Below are 17293 nucleotides of genomic sequence, written 5' to 3' on the forward strand. Positions count from 1 at the left end.
ACTTTGTAGTGTTAGGGGGATTTACCTTGAAAAGTTTTGAAGTGGTTTTTCAACCCGGAGGCTTGGAAACAGAAATACCGGAAGGAAGCACTATTATGGAAGCCATGCACAGAGCCGGCATTGACGCCGATTTTCCCTGTGGCGGCAGGGGAAAATGTGGAAAGTGCCGGGTGAAAATACTGGCGGGCGGGGGCGAACCCGCCGCCGTGGAGCGGGAAATCCTTGCGGAAAAGGAATTGGAGAACGGCATTCGGCTGGCCTGCGCCGCCAAAATTCACGGCCATATGACCGTGCAACTGCCGGAACGGCTAAGGCACAATATTTTAATCGCTTCGGGGGAAAGGGCGTATCAAATCGAGCCGCATTTGAGAAAAGTATACGTTGAGTTGGAAAAACCGTCGCTGGACGACCTGCGGTCGGACTGGCGCCGGTTCAGGGACACCCTTGCCGGGCACGGTTCTGACGGCACTGGCCCGGCGTTGCCGCTGGCGTTGTTGCGCCGGCTGCCGTCAACCATGCGGAAAGCGGGGTACCGCCTGACCGCGGTGATGCACGGTGATAAAATTGCGGGGTTTGACGGAGGGGACAGCACGGCGACCATGCTGGGCATGGCCTTTGATATCGGAACAACCACCATCGTGGGATACTTGCTGGATCTGTACTCGGGCCGGGAGTTGGGCGTTGTTTCCACGTTAAACCCGCAGACCGGGTTTGGAGCCGATGTGATTTCCCGGATTACTTTCGCCGGGCGGGAAAAGGACGGCCTGTACAGGTTGCACAACGCCGTGATTGGGGCAATCAACAATTTGGTCGAGGAAGCGGTGGAAAAAGCCGGTGCAAGCAGGGAACAGGTTTACGGGATTTCCGTCGTGGCCAATACCTGCATGCATCACCTGTTTCTCGGCATCAGTCCCGAAAACGTTGCGGTGGCGCCCTACGTTCCGGCGATCAGTGAACCTCTGGTGGTGGATGCCGGTGAGCTTGCCATCGACATCAACCGGGCGGGCAAAATATTCATATTGCCCAATATTGCGGGATTTGTCGGAGCCGATACGGTGGCGGTGCTGCTGGCCACGGAAATGGACCGGAGCGAAGATGTCAAGCTGGTGATCGATATCGGCACCAACGGGGAAATCGCTTTGGGCACAAAGGACCGGATAGTGGCCTGTTCCGCCGCGGCCGGGCCTGCGTTTGAGGGAGCCCAGATAAGCAGTGGCATGAGAGGCGCCGCCGGGGCCATTGACCATGTTTATTTCGGGGATAAACTTGAATATTCCGTAATTGGCGGGGGCAGCCCCCTGGGCATTTGCGGTTCCGGTTTGCTTGATACGGTGGCGGGATTGCTGGAGCTGGGTATTATCAATAAAAGGGGAAAAATATTACCCCTGGAACAAATAGCAAATACGTCGGCGCTAAGGTTTAAGGATCATCTTACGGAGTACGAAGGAGAATCCGCATTCCTACTCGCTGGCGCAAGTGAAACGGGACACGGCCGGCCGGTTATGATTACACAGAGTGATATTCGGGGGCTTCAGTTGGCCAAGGGTGCAATGGCGGCGGGTGTCAGGGTTTTAATGGAAGTCTATGGTATTCAGGCCGGCGATATTAAAGAAGTTTTATTAGCCGGGGCCTTTGGGAATTATCTCAACCCGCACAGTGCGTGTATGATCGGGCTGATTCCACCGGAGTTGGAAGGTAAAATCAAAATGGTCGGCAATGCTGCGGGTACGGGGGCCAAGTTGGCTTTGCTTTCTTCAAGTGAATACAGCAGGGCGGCTGATATTGCCGGCTTTGTTGAATTTGTTGAATTGGGCAGTTATCCCAAATTCAATAGTATTTTTGCAGAATGCACATATTTTTAAGCAATTCTGTTAACTAGTTTCTCCTGAAAAACTCAATTTCAGCGGGGTTTCGTGTTAATTGGAGGGTTGCATAGGAGCTTAATTCAGAGACGGCATTTAGAACCTTTCTTTCTTTGGGCGCTCAATATTATCTTGAGCGCCCTTTTGAATCTCTCTTTACCTTACAAGTAAGGTATATTATAATTAATATACATGATCCATGTGCTTTGCTAAACGTCTACCCTGCGAAAACAATTGTTGGTGGATATGGCTTGCTAGTGGCTTGATAGTTCGTACAGTAAGACAGGGGGTAATAAAGAACGCATGTCTTTAAAACACTTAATATTGGGATGCCTGCTTGACCACCCGTCTTATGGTTACAAGATGTTAAGAAATATTTATAAAGATTTTTTTGGACTGGCTCCGGAAGTAAATGACGGACAGCTGTATACCTTGCTGAACAAGATGGAGAAAGAGGGGCTGATAACCAGGTATACCGTACACCAGGACAAGGCTCCCAGCAAGAAATTATTAAATATTACGGAAAAAGGGCGGGCGGAGTTTCTGCGGTGGCTTATGTCCGGTGAAGGGGAAAATGAATCTGTGCGCTTCGATTTTTTTAACAAGTACACGTTCTTAAACAAGTGCAACTTTTTTAACTATTTGGAACCCCGGGAGGCTAGGGACAAACTTTCCAAGCAACTGGAGCTTATGGAAAGTAAACTGGAAAACCTTCAAAAAGCCAGAAACAGCATGGTACAAAAGGCCGTTCAGACGCACAGGATCAGGATCCTGGACTACGGAATTGAGGTCCAAAAAGTAAAGGTCAAGTGGTTAAAAGAAATGCTTCAATTTTACGGGGGGGAAAAGCATTATGACTGAAAACCGGGGAGAAAACGGCGAGCTGGATCTTGGTATTGCCGGTATCAAGAATGGTCTGGCCAGGCGTCAGTATATATGCGATGATAACGTGGCTGCCATCCTGTTTATAGCGGAAAGGATGCACAAGCCTCTCCTGATTGAGGGGCCGGCGGGAGTTGGGAAGACTGATTTGGCCAGGGCATACAGTCAGATGCGGGGCCTTGGGCTAATCAGGTTGCAGTGTTATGAAGGCCTCGATGAGGCTAAAGCTATATATGAGTGGAACTATAAAAAGCAGCTTTTACATATTCAGGCAGTGCGGGAAAAGGAATGGGAGTCCATTGAGGATAACATTTTCAGTGAGCCTTTTTTGATTGCCCGGCCCCTACTGCAGGCCATAACTTCACCCACCCCCGTGGTTCTACTGATTGACGAGATAGACAAAGTGGATCAGGAGTTCGAGGCGATGCTATTGGAATTGCTGGGAGACTGGCAAATAACTGTGCCTGAGATCGGCACCATCAGGGCAAAGCACCCGCCGGTTGTTTTTTTAACGTCCAATCGATCCCGGGAGTTATCCGAGGCATTAAAAAGGCGTTGCTTGTATTTGTACATGGAATATCCTTCGCAAGAAAGAGAGAAGGAAATAATTCTTAATAAGCTTCCGAATTTAGATAAAGAACTGGCTGGCCGTATTGCGGCCTTCGTGAAGTCCGTAAGGGAACTTGATTTGCACAAGCCACCCAGTATCACTGAGACCCTGGACTGGGCTGCAGCCCTGCTGCTTGCCGGCTCCAACCGGATTGACAGCCGCGCGCTGGATCTTGCCCGCAATATTCTTGTTAAACATTACAGAGACTCCCGGTACCTGGCTGAAAGTATTAAATGTGGTATCATTTCAACCGGGTAGATCGTTTTCAGATTATTATTGAAGGTGGTTTTAGTGATTGACAGCCTGCTGTTATTGGCAAATATTCTTAGGGAACGGGGTATTTTGGTATCCACACCGGAGATTATAGATTCCCTGAAGGGATTGGTTCTCGTTCGCTCTCAGGATGTCTCTGTGGTTAAAGCTGTGATTAAGGCCGCAATGGTTAAAGACAGAGATTTGAGCCGCGTATTTGATGAAGCGTTCGAAACCGTTTTTATAAACCCGAAAGAAAAACAATCCACAGCCGGTGCCGCCCGGCCGGGCTTAATTGCCGGTAAGGGTACGGATGCGGGAAAAGGTGTGGGTTTGACACAAAAGACAACGGGAAAAGGGGTGGAAAAACAAAGAAAAACTAAAATAGACAATGATTACGGTTATTTGCCGGGGGAAGAAGGCCTTTTGAATCTTCCTTTTATTGCAGCAAGCCCCGGTCAAAAAAGGCGGATGCTGGCGTTGATCAAGATGATGGCAAGAAAACTCGCGGTAAAAAAGGGAACCGGCAGAAAAAATAATGGCTCGAAACTGTATTTTCGTAAACTTTGGCGCAAAAGTCTGGGTACCGGTGGTGTTCCCCTGGAACTGGCCTGGTATGAAAAACGCTTAAATAAGCCCAGATTATTCATTATTTGTGATTTTTCCAATTCCATGTCGGTCTATTTGCCTTTTGTGCTTGAATTTGTGTTTACCTTTGCTGTTTGTTATAGTACCGTCCGGGTTTTCGGCTTCGTGGATTCCCTGGAAGAGTTAACCCACCGTATTGACCCCGTTGACATAAGAAGGTCGATTGATAATATTTGTTCAAATTCCAAAATTACCCGGCGCGGTTTAACGGACTATGGCAACGCACTCAAAGGATTTCACAAATATCACCATAATGAATTAACCGGCCGAACCACAGTACTTATTATCGGGGATGCCAGGAATAACATTTTTTATTCCGGGGCTGACTTGCTGGCAAAAATAAGAACCACCGCTGCACGTATTTACTGGCTCAATCCAGAAGATAGATCATATTGGGGCACTGGTGACAGTTACATGGATATTTACATGCGTTATTGCGACGGTGTTTTTGAATGCCGAAACATAAACCAGTTGAAAAAATTCGCGCAACAACTTTACAAACATTTATAATACGCCAGTAAGGGAATCAAATGGCCAAGTGCCTTGGAGAAAAGGGGGATAAATGTGATAGAAATACATAAATACCAGGAAGTAACACAAATAAAGATGAGCCGCGACATAGGAGGAAAACCACTTTACTGGGTTGCCGCTTATTTTATTGACGGGATGCTTGTTGATACGGGATGCGACTATACATCGAAGGAACTGTGTGATCTATTACAAAAATATGATGTTGAGTTTGTAGTGAATACCCATTACCACGAAGATCATGTCGGCGCCAATTATTTAATTGGCAATACTTTTAACATCAATATTTTTGCTCATCCCAAAACAGTTTGCCTGATGAAGCAAAAGCCTGAACTCTATCCATATCAGGAAATGGTGTGGGGGTATCCTAAAAACTATGAAAATGGTATACCTGTTGGAGATAAAATAAATACTTTGAACTTTTCGTTTGATGTAATAGAGACTCCCGGCCACTGTGATGGGCATATTGTATTACTTGAAACAAATAAAGGCTGGTGTTTTACCGGTGATTTATTTGTATCGGAAAACCCCAAAGTTATCCGGCCGGAAGAGGATATAACCCAAATAGTGAATTCCATGGAGAGAATTTTAAATACTACCAAAAGCGATCTGGTTTTGTTTACTTCAATTGGAAGAATTGTTGAGAATGGCCGAAGTGCCCTTGCTGAGTGTATCAACTATCTCAAAAATTTATCACGGGAAGTCAAAGAGCTATACCAAAAAGGGTATCCCATTAGTACTATAAGAGATATGCTTTTTGGTGGTGAAGGGCCAATTTACCAGCGCACCAACAATCAATTCAGCAGCGAGAACTTGATTAAATCCGCTCTTGCTGCAAATATTTAAGAGGGATTGCGCCCGCCTTTCTGCCATAAGTGTGCAAGACTCTTAAAAACCTTTCCCGGCGCGGTCCGGGATTATAATTTTTGTTGACAAATAGGGTAGGGGGGTATACTATAACCTTAAAGGACGGTGACGCCATTTGGACAACGAAAAACAAATCTCTTGCCCGGCCTGTGAATCTGCGGGCTCCAAGGAGCGCCTGAGCCATCATGACGAAAAAACGATCCGCGAGCTGGTCAACCGGATCAACCGGATCGAGGGACAGCTCCGCGGAATCAAGGGCATGATTGAAAGGCATGTGTATTGCGACGATATTTTAAACCAGATCGCCTCGGCCAATTCCGCCCTGCACGGGGTGGCCAAACTGTTGTTGGAAAAACACATGAAATCCTGTGTCAAGGAGCAGCTGCAGGAGGGCGACGACCAGGTGATTGACGAGGTGCTGAAAACAATTTTCAGGATGATGCGCTAGCAAGCTAAAGCTAGTAACCCGGGAGGTTTTGGCATGGGACAATCAATTGAAGCTAAAGCGGTGGAATTGAACAGGGCAACGTTGACGGTTCCCATTTCCGGGATGAGTTGCGCGGCCTGTTCGGCCAGGGTGGAGAGGGAACTGAATAAAATACCGGGGGTTTTGGATGCTGCCGTCAACCTGGCCCTGGAAAAAGGAACCGTTAGCTACGACCCGGGGCAACTGGCTCCGGCTGAAATTATCGCTAAAATTCGCAATATTGGTTACGAAGTGCCGGAAGAAAACCTGGAACTGCTTATTTCCGGGATGAGCTGTGCGGCCTGCTCGAGCCGGGTGGAGAAGAAACTTAATTCCATGGCCGGGGTGCAATCGGCGTCGGTCAACCTGGCCACCGGCAAAGCCAGTGTCAGGTTCATCCCGGGCATGGTTACGGTCACGGAGTTGCGTAAAGCGGTGGAGGCGCTGGGTTACGGGGCGCGCCCGGCCGCCGGGGTTTCCCGGGACGAGGAGGGACAGGCCCGGCAAAGGGAAATCCGGCTGCAGGCGGCCAGGTTCGTTCTAGCGGCTGCACTGTCTCTACCCCTGTTATGGATGATGCTGGCCGAAGTGACCGGGTGGCACCAGTTTATGCTCAGCCCCTGGTTGCAGCTGGTCCTGGCGACACCGGTCCAGTTCATTGCCGGCTGGCAATTTTACCGGGGATCATACCATGCCCTGAAAACGGGCGGGGCCAACATGGACGTGCTGGTGGCGCTGGGCACTTCGGTGGCGTATTTTTACAGCCTTGTTTCCGTACTAAAAGGTTGGCAAACGTTATACTTTGAATCGTCGGCCATAGTAATCACTTTAATTTTGCTGGGCAAGCTGCTGGAGGCCGTGGCCAAGGGCAAAACGTCGGAAGCGATCAAGAAATTGATGGGGCTTCAGGCTAAAACCGCCCGGGTGTTGCGCAACGGGACGGAGGAAGATATCCCCGTGGAAGAAGTGGAAGTGGGAGATCTGGTCCTGGTCCGCCCGGGGGAGCGCATTCCGGTGGACGGGATTATTGTCGAGGGAAACTCCAGCGTGGATGAATCCATGCTCACCGGGGAGAGCATCCCGGTGGATAAGGGTCCGGGCGATGAGGTGGTCGGGGCATCCGTGAACAAGCAGGGGAGCTTCACTTTCCGGGCGACCAGAGTGGGCGACGACACGGCGCTGGCGAGGATCATCCGCCTGGTGGAAGCCGCCCAGGGCTCCAAGGCCCCGGTACAGCGCCTGGCGGACAAGGTATCGGGCATCTTTGTGCCCGTGGTGGTGATCATCGCCTTGCTTACTTTCGCTGGCTGGTACCTGCATGGCGCGGGGTTGACCGCCGCGCTGGTGCACATGATCACCGTTTTGGTCATCGCCTGTCCCTGCGCGCTGGGATTGGCCACTCCCACGGCCATCATGGTGGGTACTGGGGTCGGCGCCGAAAAGGGCATCCTGATCAAGGGCGGGGAACACCTGGAGCGGGCGGGCAGAATTGACACCGTGGTCCTGGATAAAACCGGAACCATCACCCGGGGGGAGCCCTCCGTAACGGATATTCTGGCGGTTCCTCCTTTTGAGGAAAAAGGGCTGATCGGGGTTATTGCTTCGGGAGAGAGAAAATCGGAACATCCCCTTGGCCGGGCCGTGGTAAATAAAGCTGCGGAACTGGGAATTGCGCTGGAGGAAGATGTGGGTGAATTTGAGGCTCTGCCCGGCAAAGGTATTCGTTTCCGAGCCGGAGGCGTCGCCTGGCATGCCGGGAACGAAGCCCTGGCCGAAGCGCTGGGTGTTGATTTGACTCCGGTGCTGCCCTTTACGGCCCGCTGGGAGGAGGAAGGGAAAACCGTGATGATCGCCATTGCGGACGGGCGTTTGGCCGGCCTGGTCGCGGTGGCCGACACCGTCAAGGAACATGCCCGGGAGGCGATTGCCGAACTGGAACGGATGGGCCTCGAGGTTTACATGTTGACCGGCGACCAGGAACGGACGGCCCGGGCCATCGCCCGGCAGGTGGGGATCAGCCGCGTCGTCGCGGGAGTGCTGCCGGAAAATAAGGCCAGGGAAATCCAGAAATTAAAGGATGCCGGGAAAGTGGTGGCCATGGTGGGCGACGGCATTAACGACGCGCCGGCTCTGGCCACCGCGGACGTAGGGATGGCCATTGGCACGGGGACCGACGTGGCCATGGAAAGCGCCTCCATCACCCTGATCCGCGGGGACTTGCGCACCATTGCCCAGGCCATCCGGTTGTCGCGCCGGACGCTGCGCAAGATCAAGCAAAACCTGTTCTGGGCCTTTATTTACAACCTGATCGGCATTCCACTGGCCGTCTCCGGCGTGTTCACGCCCGTTATGGGCGGGGCGGCGATGGCTTTCAGCTCGGTGTCCGTGGTGACCAATTCCCTGCTGCTGAAACGCTATAACCCGGAGCGTTGAAGGAAAAGCTATAACCAAAGGAGGTATAAAAAATGGGACAAACAGTGCTCAAGGTTGAAGGGATGAGTTGCAATCACTGCAAAATGGCGGTGGAAAAAGCTCTCAAGGAAGTGGCCGGCGTGGAAAGCGCCGTGGTGGACCTGGCCAAAAAGGAGGTCGTGGTGAACGGCAGTGCCGGCCGCGGTCAGCTGGTCAAAGCCATTGAAGAAGCCGGCTACAAGGTGGTAAATTAAACCAAGTGCCAGGCACCTGGAGTAATTATCCAGGTGCCTGGCACTTGGTTATTTTCTCCGCGTGCCGAGGGTGATAATGAACAGCCCTGCGATAGCCAGCATGTAGCCACCAAACATGACGGGTAATTTGAGCCGTCCCGCCGTTTGCAATGCTAAAATCCTCACCATAAGCACGCCGGTGAAGGCAGTAATTGTTCCCGTGATCCAGTAAATCTTTCTTTTATTGCTCATCATTTTAGCACCGGAATTAAGGTAACGTATATTCCGGTCAGGATGGCGGACGTGATGACTCCGCTGATGTTGGCCCCGATGGCGTAGGGCAAAATGAGGGATTGGGAGTTGGCTTCGGTTACCGCTTTCTGGGCCACCTTGGCCGTAGTGGGTATGCAGGATACCCCGGCGATGCCGATGACGGGGTTGAATTTGCCCTTATTGATCCAGTACATCAGGTATCCCCCGGCGATGCCGCCCAGCCCGGAAAGAAACAGTGATAATATACCCAGCACCAGAAGGACAAGGATTTTGGGGTTCATGATGGTGTTCGCCTCGCACAATACCCCCAGAAGGACCCCTAGAAAGAACGTTGATCCGTAGAGCAGCGGCCCTTCAATAAATGAGATGTAATGCTTCAAGTTGGCCTCCCTGATGGTAACCCCGAGGAAAAAGGACATGAACAGCGGGGCGGCCACCGGAAACAACAGGCTCAATACCGTGCAAGTTATGATGGAGAAAGCTATTTTCTCACCGGGTGTGACGGTGGGGATTTTGCTCAAATCCATCTGGATGCCGCGCAGGCGCTTCGGGATCAACAGTTTTATCAGGTACGGGTAACCTCCGTAAGTAAGGCTTAAATACAGGTACGCCACTATTGTTATGGGCACGAACAGGTCCTTGGCCAGCATCAGGGATGTATACAGAACCATTGGCCCGTCAGCACCCCCCACCATGGCTATGGATGCGGCTTCGCTGTAGTTCAGCCCCATTGCCACCGCGATGGGGAAGGTGGCTACCGTACCCAGTTCCGCGCAGATGGCGATCACCATGCTGCTGAACGGGCTGGCCAGCACGTACCCGATCTCGGTCATTACGCCGATGCCCAGGAAGATGAAGCAGGCAATGAGACCATTGCTGAAGGTAAGGGTGTAAATGGGTTGAAGAAAGTCGACCTGTAAAATGTTCATCAATTGAGATGGATCGGCCACCAGCGGGTCAATGAAAATGGTGCCCAGTTTTCCGCCTGATAAAAACAGGACGGCGGCGTTGACCGAAGCCATGCCGAAGCCCATGGGAATCATTAACAGCGGTTCAAGGATATTTCTGGCCCCCAGGTAAACCAGGGCTATTCCCAGGACTATCAGCCCTATCCTGGCGACGGTGATCAAAGTGTCTGTAGCAAACAACGTGGCGATCCCCTGGAACAGGTTTAAAAAGTTGATGTCAGGCATGTTTTACACCTCGTTTGTTTTGACCGGGTTAAGATTTGGATGCCGCTGTAACTCCTTGCCATTTTTCCTTTGACTTGATTTTCACGGTTTCGCGCAACCGGATGCACACGAAAATTCCCTTGATCAGGGCTGCCACCATAAATGAAATTACCGCTCCGAGTGCAAATACCAACAGGGCTATGATTACGGCTTCAGAAATATTCATAATTTAAAAACCCCCCTTAATTCTAAAATTTTTTACGCTCTTTATTTGGGAATTACAGTTTATGTCCTTATAAGTTATTTACATTTAGCCACCTCCTGTGTACAGTATACAAAGGAACTTATTTGGGTTGGTTAAAAATTAATAAGAGCAATTCGCGTGCCAGATGGAGAATTAAATTAATAGAAAGTAACAAGGGTTTTAATAAACCGGGATTTCCTGGTTCAGAACAATTTCATAACGACGACGGCAACAAACCAAAGCTGGGGTTAGGCATTAACGATTATGCATTATTGCATAATAACCTGACAAAAAAGCAGTGAGCAAAGCAGGTTAAATTAATTTGCAAAAATACATAGGTTATGTAAAAATGCATAAGGGTTGAAAAAGTTACTCGCAGGGTTTTGCAAATTCATTACTTGTTGATCCCGGCATCACATTTGCTTTGTAAGTAGCCCGGGAATAATTTATCATCCGGGTCACAAGAAAGCTTTGTTATACAGCTGCCGGTCATTTAAGCAAGTTAATGGCAAAGGGGGTATCTACATGCTGGTTAAGGATATCATGACCCCGCTGGAAATAAGCCTGTCCCCGCGTGATCCGGTTGTGAAGGCGTGGCGATTGATCCGGAAACACGGTACAGTGGGGCTGCCGGTGGTGGAGCCGGACGGCCAAATTGTGGGGGTGGTCACCAGGGACGACATAATTGAATCCGGCCCCGAAATTTTGGCCCGGCCCGGCGCGGCGGTGACTTCATTGATGCGCGACCGGGTATGTGTTCTGCGGGAGGATTCTTCCCTGGTGGACGCCTGGGCGCTGCACGGCAAGGTTTTTCCGGTTGTCGACAAAGACGGCCGGCTGATCGGTTTGCTGGATAAGTACAGGGTGGTGGTCGAGCTTTTTAACAAGGCCAACTGGATTCTGTTGCAGGTGGACACCATCCTGGATTCCGTTAACAACGGTATTATCGCCATTAATAATCAGGGCATCATTTCATTGTATAACAGGGCGGCGGAGAAGATGACCAGGCGTCCTAAAAGTTACGCCATGGGACGGCATCTTTCAGAGGTGATCAACCCGCAAGGTTTGCTGGACTATTTAAAGGACGGCCAAAGCCAGTCCGAGTGCAAACCCCCCATTACTTACACCAGCGGCAACCGCACTTACCTGACCAATCGCAGTTCAATTTACGAAAACGGCCAAATCGTGGGCGCCGTGGCCATATTCCAGGATATTTCCGAAGTGGAGCAAATCTCACAGGAACTTAAATCGGTCAAACAGCTGAATACAAAACTCGAACTGATTATCGAATCTTCTTATGACGGCATTTTATTAACCGATCCGGAGGGCACAATCCTCAAGGCCAACCGTGCCCACGAACGGATTACCGGCGTTCCCTCGTCCGAAATCCTGGGTAAAAACATGGCCGATCTTGTAACGGCGGGCGTTTATTCACGTTCCATTGTGGACGCGGTGATGCGGGAGGGTAAGCCCGTAACGATGGTGGAGAAAAAGCATTTTCTGATTACGGGAAGCCCGGTCAGGGACCATGACGGGAAAGTGCTGCGTATCGTAGTCAATATCCGCGACCTGACCGAGTTAAACAATTTAAGGGAACAACTGGAACAAACGAAAGAACTGAGCGAACGCTACCAGGATGAACTGACTCAATTGCGGGGGAAGCTGTTCAACCAGGAAGGTCTGGTATTTCACTCACCCAAAATGCGTGAACTGCTGCAGGTGGCCTCGCGCCTGGCTGCGGTGGATTCCACGGTGTTGATTCTGGGGGAATCCGGCGTGGGCAAGGAAATTATCGCCAGGACGATTCACAGTCAAAGCAAGCGCAAAGACGGCCCGTTTATTACCGTAAACTGCGGGGCCATCCCGGAGAACCTGCTGGAATCGGAGCTTTTCGGTTACGAGCGGGGCGCGTTTACCGGCGCCAACCGGGAGGGCAAAGCAGGAATGTTTGAACTGGCGCACAACGGCACGCTTTTTCTTGATGAAATCGGGGAGTTGCCCCCAGGCTTCCAGGTCAAGCTGCTCAGGGTCATCCAGGAAAGGGAGGTGCTCCGGGTTGGCGGCAGCAAGCCAAGGCCGGTAAACGTGCGGATCCTGGCTGCAACCAACCGCTGCCTGGAAACCATGGTCAAGGAGGGAAGGTTTAGGGAGGATCTATATTTCAGGATTAACGTGGTGCCGCTGAAAATATGGCCGCTCAGGGAACGCAAGGAAGATATAATTCCGCTGGTGCACGCTTTTAAACAAAGATACGAAAACAAGTACGGCATCCAAAAAAAAATTGACCCCCGGGTTTACGAAGCTTTCCTGAACTATCACTGGCCCGGAAACGTTCGGGAATTGGATAATATGATCGAGAGGTTGATGGTTACGACGCCGGGTTCCGAAATTACAGTAAGCGACCTGCCGTCTTATGTTTTTGAAAATCTTGGACAACAGCAACCCGAAGTATACGTGAAAGGGATTATGCCGCTAAAAAAAGCCGTGATGCAATTGGAGAGCCAGTTGATCAGCAACGCCATCAAGGAATTCGGGAGCGCCAACAAGGCCGCCCGCGTATTAAAAGTGGACCAGTCGACCCTAACACGAAAAATCAGCCGGTTGAGGGAACACGGTTTGGCCATCTAATTGAACGGTGAAGGTATAAACTTGGGCAACCCGGCATAAATAATTATTGCGGCGCAAGTTTTTCAGCGGTTGGGTGCGGGTTAGATATTATGAACAAAGTGTTGAAAAAACGCAATAAGGAAAACCAGGCGGGGGTATCCGACCGCCAGGGGCATAAAGGGGGTTTTATTAAAGTTTATAAATCTGGTATTATAAGTATGGCATATTGGTTGGCCGGCTGCGGAGCAATACCTTGATCTAAAAGGAGAGTGGATTAGTTCTTATGGATGACGGCGCGTCATCGCTAATTATTGTAATTTTATTAAGTTTGTTCATGGTCTTTTTAAATGGTTTCTTTGTGGCTAAAGTATTTTTTTACAAAGGTAACACCTACCCGTCTTTCTCGGTTGGTACCCGGGGGAAACGCGAAGTCAAAATTGCCCGGGAATCTGTTGAGAAAGCACGGCGAGCTGATGTGCCGGTAAAAATATAAGCACTGAACTGATCATAAAGACCCCGGTCTGCTTTAACGCGCCGGGGCTTTTGTTTGATAACTTAACGGAATATCAAAAGGGGCCGGACATGCCGGTCCCTGATTTTTGTTCTACCCGTAATATATCGACGGTTCCCTTTTATTTTGATGATTTTCCTTGTTATAGCAGTTAACAAAATGTTCGGGTGTTTACACCCGGGAAATATTGGATGACGCCATGAATTTGGTGAAAAGTGATGTTAATCACACCGGGGCAGTGAGGTTGATAACAGCCCCGGGGATGGGAAAAGTTTATCATTATTTTTATCAAATCATACTTGATTTTAAGAGGTGTTGTAAAATGAGAGAGCCAATGGAACAAATAGAGGAGTGCCGGGTGTATCCCGGTGCAGTCGTCAAGGCATATCTTTGCAAGATGAAAGCGGGCAGGTGCGCTGACTTGCCAAGGTTGACGCCCCTGGTGTTGCTGGTTTCCGCGGCGGGCAGTTTTGCCGGGATCGGCCTGGTGGCACTATTGTCCGCGTACTACCAGTTGCCAGTGCTTTTGCCCTCGTTCGGGGCCACGGCGGTGCTGCTTTACGCTGCCTGCCATGTCCCCATGGCTCAGCCAAGAAACGTGGTGGGTGGTCACCTGGTGTCCGCGATAATGGGAGTTACCGTATACCAGTTGTTCGGGAACCCCTGGTGGGCCATCGCCCTGGGAGTGACGCTGGCCATTTTGGTCATGACCGTAACCTATACGCTGCACCCGCCCGGCGGGGCTACAGCATTTGTAGCGGTATATACGGGGCAGGATTTCGGGTTTATTTTCTCCCCCGTTGGGCTGGGCGCTGTTTGCCTGGTGTTGATCGCCCTGGTAATCAATAATTTGTCCAGAGAACATAAGTACCCGCACTACTGGTTTTAATACATAATGATCCTGATAAAATACGTTTCATCAAAGGAGGATTTTGAACTGTGGAGATTATTAAAATTCCGGAGATTTTAACTTTTACCACCCCCCGGGGAGTAATCGCGAGAAAGCTTTTGGACAGGGACGGTCTTGTATTGATGAACTTGCTTTTAAAACCCGGTGAGGTCATTTTTTTCATCATAACATATCATGTTGAACATGTATATCTTAGTTTGGTGGGACTTTATGAAATTTATTACGCTGTTTTCAGCCTGGTGCCGGTGTGGAACGCCTCGGGTTGATATGAAAAGGGTTGACAAAACTTTTAAAACCAAGTAGCATAAGCAGTGAAAAAACCGGCTCGAAGCCGGGTGTGATTTTGAATTCCGCACGGGTATAGTTACTTTTAAGAACGAAGGCAAAGGCCACGAAGGTCTGCTCCAGGGAGAGGCATCTTTGTGGCCTTTAAATTTGTTGCTTGTTTGGTTTCCAAAATAATGAGATAGGGGTGTTGGTTAATGTGTATGGAAAAAACGCCATGGGAAAAGGCCATAGAATTTCACGGGCATTCCTGTCCCGGCCTGGCCATCGGTTACCGGGTGTCTGAAATAGCTCTCAAGCGGCTATCCGAAATGCGCTCGCCCGACGAGGAACTGGTGGCGATAGTGGAAAATGATGCCTGCGGCGTTGACGCGGTCATGCTTATTACCGGGTGCACCCTGGGCAAAGGCAACCTGATTTACCGCGACCTGGGCAAACAGGTTTATACCTTCGGCAGCCGCAACGGCAACCGGGCGCTGCGGATTGCGGTGAACGGCGAGATACTGCACCGGCCGGATCCGGAGCTGGCGGAACTGCGCCAAAAGGTGTTCGGCGGCACCGCCTCGCAGGAGGAAAAGGCCAGATTCCAGGCGGCCCAGGCCAGGCGCATCGAAGAAATACTGCACATGCCTGAAGAAAAGTTTTGCAAGGTGGAGGAAATTGATTTCACTTTCCCCTCCAAGGCGCGCATTTTCCCATCGGTCAAGTGCTCCCGCTGCGGGGAATTAGTTATGGAACCCCGGGCCAGGGTGCGTGACGGCAAGTTTGTTTGTCTGGATTGCTTCGAGGATTATTCCCGGGGCTGGTAAGGTGCCAGGTGTTGAAAGGTTGAAAGTTTACCTGTTTTCATCAGCGGAAGGCCGCCCGGCAACTCGGAGGGCAATGGAGTTGGGGTGGGAAGGGCTCAGCGGGTCGGCAGTTTAAGACTGATTTAACTGCAAAAACACCACAGCGGCAGGCGATCCGGCGGATTTCTGGAGTGAGTGGAGCACTGGACTTGATTTTTTATGGTTTGAGGTTATAATAAAATTAATATTAAAAATAACGAGATGTTGTTACTAAAGTTACTGTCTTAAGGCTTATTACAAATTTGGTATGATAACTTTATACGCGACGGTACATGGTTGTATCGCTGGGATAAAGAAGTCCTGACACCTGCTCTTGGTGTCGGGATTTTTTTTGCAGTCAAGTTCATTGGAAAGGAAGGTCAAAATGGCTGGTATTGCAGATGGGTCCAAAACATCTAGACCTGTTATTGTTGACTCAACCCTTAGAGACGGGGAACAGGCCCCCAGGGTGGTTTTCAACCTTAAGGAGAAAGTTGCTATTGCCAAGTTGTTGGATTTGCTCGGGGTAGAAATAATAGAGGTGGGAACACCCATCATGGGAGAGTTGGAACAGCAGGCGCTAAGAAAAATATGCGGTTTGGGCCTGAGGGCCAGGGTAGTATCCTGGAACCGGCTGCTTCTGTCGGACATCAGGGCTTCATTAGCCTGTGGCGTCCGGGATATTCATATATCCGCTCCGGTATCAGATTTACATATTCAAGTTAAACTGGGCAAAAACAAGCAATGGGTGCTGGACTGCCTGAAGAGAGCCATGCGCTACGCTTTCGACTATGGGTGTCGTGTTTCCGTGGGTTCGGAAGATGCTTCCCGGGCGGATTTTAGGTTTTTAATGGAATTTGCCTTGTTGGCGCAGGAAATGGGCGCGGAAAGGTTTCGTTACGCTGATACCGTTGGAATACTTGATCCCTTCAGTACCAGGCGGGTGGTGGGCGCGCTGGTTAAAAAATTGTCCATACCGGTTGAGTTTCACGGCCATAACGACTTTGGCATGGCTACGGCAAACAGTGTGGCCGCCTTTACGGCGGGCGCGACACATATCACCACTACTGTGGGGGGCCTTGGAGAGCGGGCCGGCAATACCTGTTTGGAGGATATCTTAAAGATTTTTCACAAAAACTTTAAAAATACAGGTATTTTTAATCTTGATATATTACCGGTCCTGAGCCGTTATGTGGCTATAGCGGCCAACCGGCCACATTTAGCGTCGGGATTAAATTTACAGGCTACTCGAACGAACATCTACTGATCAACCAGGTTTCATCAGGAATTATTTTTGTGCCTGGAACCGGCAATATTGGTCATGCCTCAAGCTTCAAAGTATAACAAAACAAAACAGAAAGTAAGCAATAAATAAACACCAAAGTAAAGCATGAAGAATAAAAACTATTATTATGAAAATTAACATTTCTATGATAACAATAATTGAAAATAGGTATTGCAATATTTAAATTGCCATGGTATAATCGTAATCAACCAGATACATTGTTGTGTCTGAAGGAGATAAGGCGATGGCGCCGGTGATGATGCCGGCGCCTTATGTTTATTGTTGTAGTATTATTTAAGGCTTAGGCGAAGATGCCGGTATAATTACCGGTTTTTATATTTATCTTTACTTTAACATTTGCTTATCTCCGCATTTACTTCGGCAGTAAACCGGGCGTTGATGCCATTGTAGCTTTTATC

Annotated in this window: 17 protein-coding genes; 14 read left to right on the forward strand and 3 right to left on the reverse strand. The window is 49.9% G+C overall.

Annotation, left to right across the window (positions count from 1 at the left end; genetic code table 11):
- The first annotated feature begins 26 nt into the window (after positions 1–26).
- The 8 genes from IT084_RS08065 to IT084_RS08100 all read left to right on the forward strand — a co-directional run bounded on the left by IT084_RS08065 (position 27) and on the right by IT084_RS08100 (position 8781).
- Entirely contained in the window at positions 27–1862 is a 1836-nt protein-coding gene (locus tag IT084_RS08065) for an ASKHA domain-containing protein (RefSeq protein ID WP_195712341.1), read from the forward strand.
- A 303-nt stretch (positions 1863–2165) separates the two neighbouring features.
- Positions 2166–2723: a PadR family transcriptional regulator gene (locus IT084_RS08070; protein WP_195712342.1), complete on the forward strand. Its 558-nt coding sequence runs from the start codon at positions 2166–2168 to the stop codon at positions 2721–2723.
- Positions 2716–3612 carry a MoxR family ATPase gene (locus tag IT084_RS08075; RefSeq protein WP_207744483.1) on the forward strand — a complete coding sequence of 299 codons (897 nt, stop codon included), beginning with the start codon at positions 2716–2718 and terminating at the stop codon, positions 3610–3612. Before IT084_RS08070 ends, IT084_RS08075 begins: the two co-directional genes overlap by 8 nt.
- 33 nt (positions 3613–3645) lie before the next feature.
- Entirely contained in the window at positions 3646–4764 is a 1119-nt protein-coding gene (locus tag IT084_RS18825) for a VWA domain-containing protein (RefSeq protein ID WP_195712343.1), read from the forward strand.
- 54 nt (positions 4765–4818) lie between these two features.
- On the forward strand, positions 4819–5628 hold the full coding sequence (locus IT084_RS08085) for an MBL fold metallo-hydrolase (RefSeq protein WP_195712344.1): 810 nt from the start codon (positions 4819–4821) through the stop codon (positions 5626–5628).
- Between the two features lie 136 nt (positions 5629–5764).
- Entirely contained in the window at positions 5765–6097 is a 333-nt protein-coding gene (locus IT084_RS08090) for a metal-sensitive transcriptional regulator (protein WP_195712345.1), read from the forward strand.
- Between the two features lie 33 nt (positions 6098–6130).
- Positions 6131–8548 carry a heavy metal translocating P-type ATPase gene (locus tag IT084_RS08095; RefSeq protein WP_195712346.1) on the forward strand — a complete coding sequence of 806 codons (2418 nt, stop codon included), beginning with the start codon at positions 6131–6133 and terminating at the stop codon, positions 8546–8548.
- Between the two features lie 32 nt (positions 8549–8580).
- Entirely contained in the window at positions 8581–8781 is a 201-nt protein-coding gene (locus tag IT084_RS08100; protein WP_195712347.1) for a heavy-metal-associated domain-containing protein, read from the forward strand.
- Between the two features lie 48 nt (positions 8782–8829).
- Here IT084_RS08100 and IT084_RS08105 read toward each other — a convergent pair whose 3' ends face one another.
- From IT084_RS08105 to IT084_RS08115, 3 genes are read right to left on the reverse strand one after another with little or no spacing between them, the layout of a single operon-like run.
- The gene (locus IT084_RS08105) at positions 8830–9012 is read right to left on the reverse strand and encodes a hypothetical protein (protein WP_195712348.1); all 183 of its coding nucleotides are present in this window, start codon (positions 9010–9012) and stop codon (positions 8830–8832) included.
- Positions 9012–10226, reverse strand: coding sequence for a sodium ion-translocating decarboxylase subunit beta (locus IT084_RS08110; protein ID WP_195712349.1), 1215 nt, complete (start codon positions 10224–10226; stop codon positions 9012–9014). The genes IT084_RS08105 and IT084_RS08110 overlap by 1 nt, the downstream gene beginning before the upstream one ends.
- A gap of 28 nt (positions 10227–10254) precedes the next feature.
- The gene (locus IT084_RS08115) at positions 10255–10431 is read right to left on the reverse strand and encodes a hypothetical protein (RefSeq protein ID WP_195712350.1); all 177 of its coding nucleotides are present in this window, start codon (positions 10429–10431) and stop codon (positions 10255–10257) included.
- A 543-nt stretch (positions 10432–10974) separates the two neighbouring features.
- Here IT084_RS08115 and IT084_RS08120 point away from each other — a divergent pair.
- The 6 genes from IT084_RS08120 to IT084_RS08145 all read left to right on the forward strand — a co-directional run bounded on the left by IT084_RS08120 (position 10975) and on the right by IT084_RS08145 (position 16856).
- Entirely contained in the window at positions 10975–13077 is a 2103-nt protein-coding gene (locus IT084_RS08120) for a sigma-54-dependent Fis family transcriptional regulator (RefSeq protein ID WP_195712351.1), read from the forward strand.
- Positions 13078–13339: 262 nt separating this feature from the next.
- The gene (locus tag IT084_RS08125; protein WP_195712352.1) at positions 13340–13549 is read left to right on the forward strand and encodes a hypothetical protein; all 210 of its coding nucleotides are present in this window, start codon (positions 13340–13342) and stop codon (positions 13547–13549) included.
- A 340-nt stretch (positions 13550–13889) separates the two neighbouring features.
- The gene (locus IT084_RS08130; protein ID WP_243276843.1) at positions 13890–14456 is read left to right on the forward strand and encodes an HPP family protein; all 567 of its coding nucleotides are present in this window, start codon (positions 13890–13892) and stop codon (positions 14454–14456) included.
- A gap of 50 nt (positions 14457–14506) precedes the next feature.
- Positions 14507–14743: a hypothetical protein gene (locus tag IT084_RS08135; RefSeq protein ID WP_195712353.1), complete on the forward strand. Its 237-nt coding sequence runs from the start codon at positions 14507–14509 to the stop codon at positions 14741–14743.
- A gap of 216 nt (positions 14744–14959) precedes the next feature.
- Positions 14960–15571, forward strand: coding sequence for an FmdE family protein (locus IT084_RS08140; protein ID WP_195712354.1), 612 nt, complete (start codon positions 14960–14962; stop codon positions 15569–15571).
- A gap of 403 nt (positions 15572–15974) precedes the next feature.
- Positions 15975–16856 (forward strand): homocitrate synthase, encoded by an 882-nt coding sequence (locus IT084_RS08145; RefSeq protein WP_195712355.1) that lies wholly within the window; start codon positions 15975–15977, stop codon positions 16854–16856.
- Positions 16857–17293 lie beyond the last annotated feature (437 nt).

Origin of the sequence: Desulfallas sp. Bu1-1 (assembly GCF_015594625.1) — a bacterium.
Taxonomy (GTDB): Bacteria; Bacillota; Desulfotomaculia; order Desulfotomaculales; family Desulfallaceae; genus JADNRQ01.

Excerpts from the sequence above, each read along its gene's own strand:
- IT084_RS08070 (WP_195712342.1), top strand. The coding sequence starts at position 2,166 with ATGTCTTTAAAACACTTAATATTGGGATGCCTGCTTGACCACCCGTCT.
- IT084_RS08075 (WP_207744483.1), top strand. The coding sequence starts at position 2,716 with ATGACTGAAAACCGGGGAGAAAACGGCGAGCTGGATCTTGGTATTGCC.
- IT084_RS08095 (WP_195712346.1), top strand. The coding sequence starts at position 6,131 with ATGGGACAATCAATTGAAGCTAAAGCGGTGGAATTGAACAGGGCAACG.
- IT084_RS08100 (WP_195712347.1), top strand. The coding sequence starts at position 8,581 with ATGGGACAAACAGTGCTCAAGGTTGAAGGGATGAGTTGCAATCACTGC.
- IT084_RS08105 (WP_195712348.1), bottom strand. The coding sequence starts at position 9,012 with ATGAGCAATAAAAGAAAGATTTACTGGATCACGGGAACAATTACTGCC.
- IT084_RS08110 (WP_195712349.1), bottom strand. The coding sequence starts at position 10,226 with ATGCCTGACATCAACTTTTTAAACCTGTTCCAGGGGATCGCCACGTTG.
- IT084_RS08115 (WP_195712350.1), bottom strand. The coding sequence starts at position 10,431 with ATGAATATTTCTGAAGCCGTAATCATAGCCCTGTTGGTATTTGCACTC.
- IT084_RS08120 (WP_195712351.1), top strand. The coding sequence starts at position 10,975 with ATGCTGGTTAAGGATATCATGACCCCGCTGGAAATAAGCCTGTCCCCG.
- IT084_RS08125 (WP_195712352.1), top strand. The coding sequence starts at position 13,340 with ATGGATGACGGCGCGTCATCGCTAATTATTGTAATTTTATTAAGTTTG.
- IT084_RS08130 (WP_243276843.1), top strand. The coding sequence starts at position 13,890 with ATGAGAGAGCCAATGGAACAAATAGAGGAGTGCCGGGTGTATCCCGGT.
- IT084_RS08140 (WP_195712354.1), top strand. The coding sequence starts at position 14,960 with ATGTGTATGGAAAAAACGCCATGGGAAAAGGCCATAGAATTTCACGGG.
- IT084_RS08145 (WP_195712355.1), top strand. The coding sequence starts at position 15,975 with ATGGCTGGTATTGCAGATGGGTCCAAAACATCTAGACCTGTTATTGTT.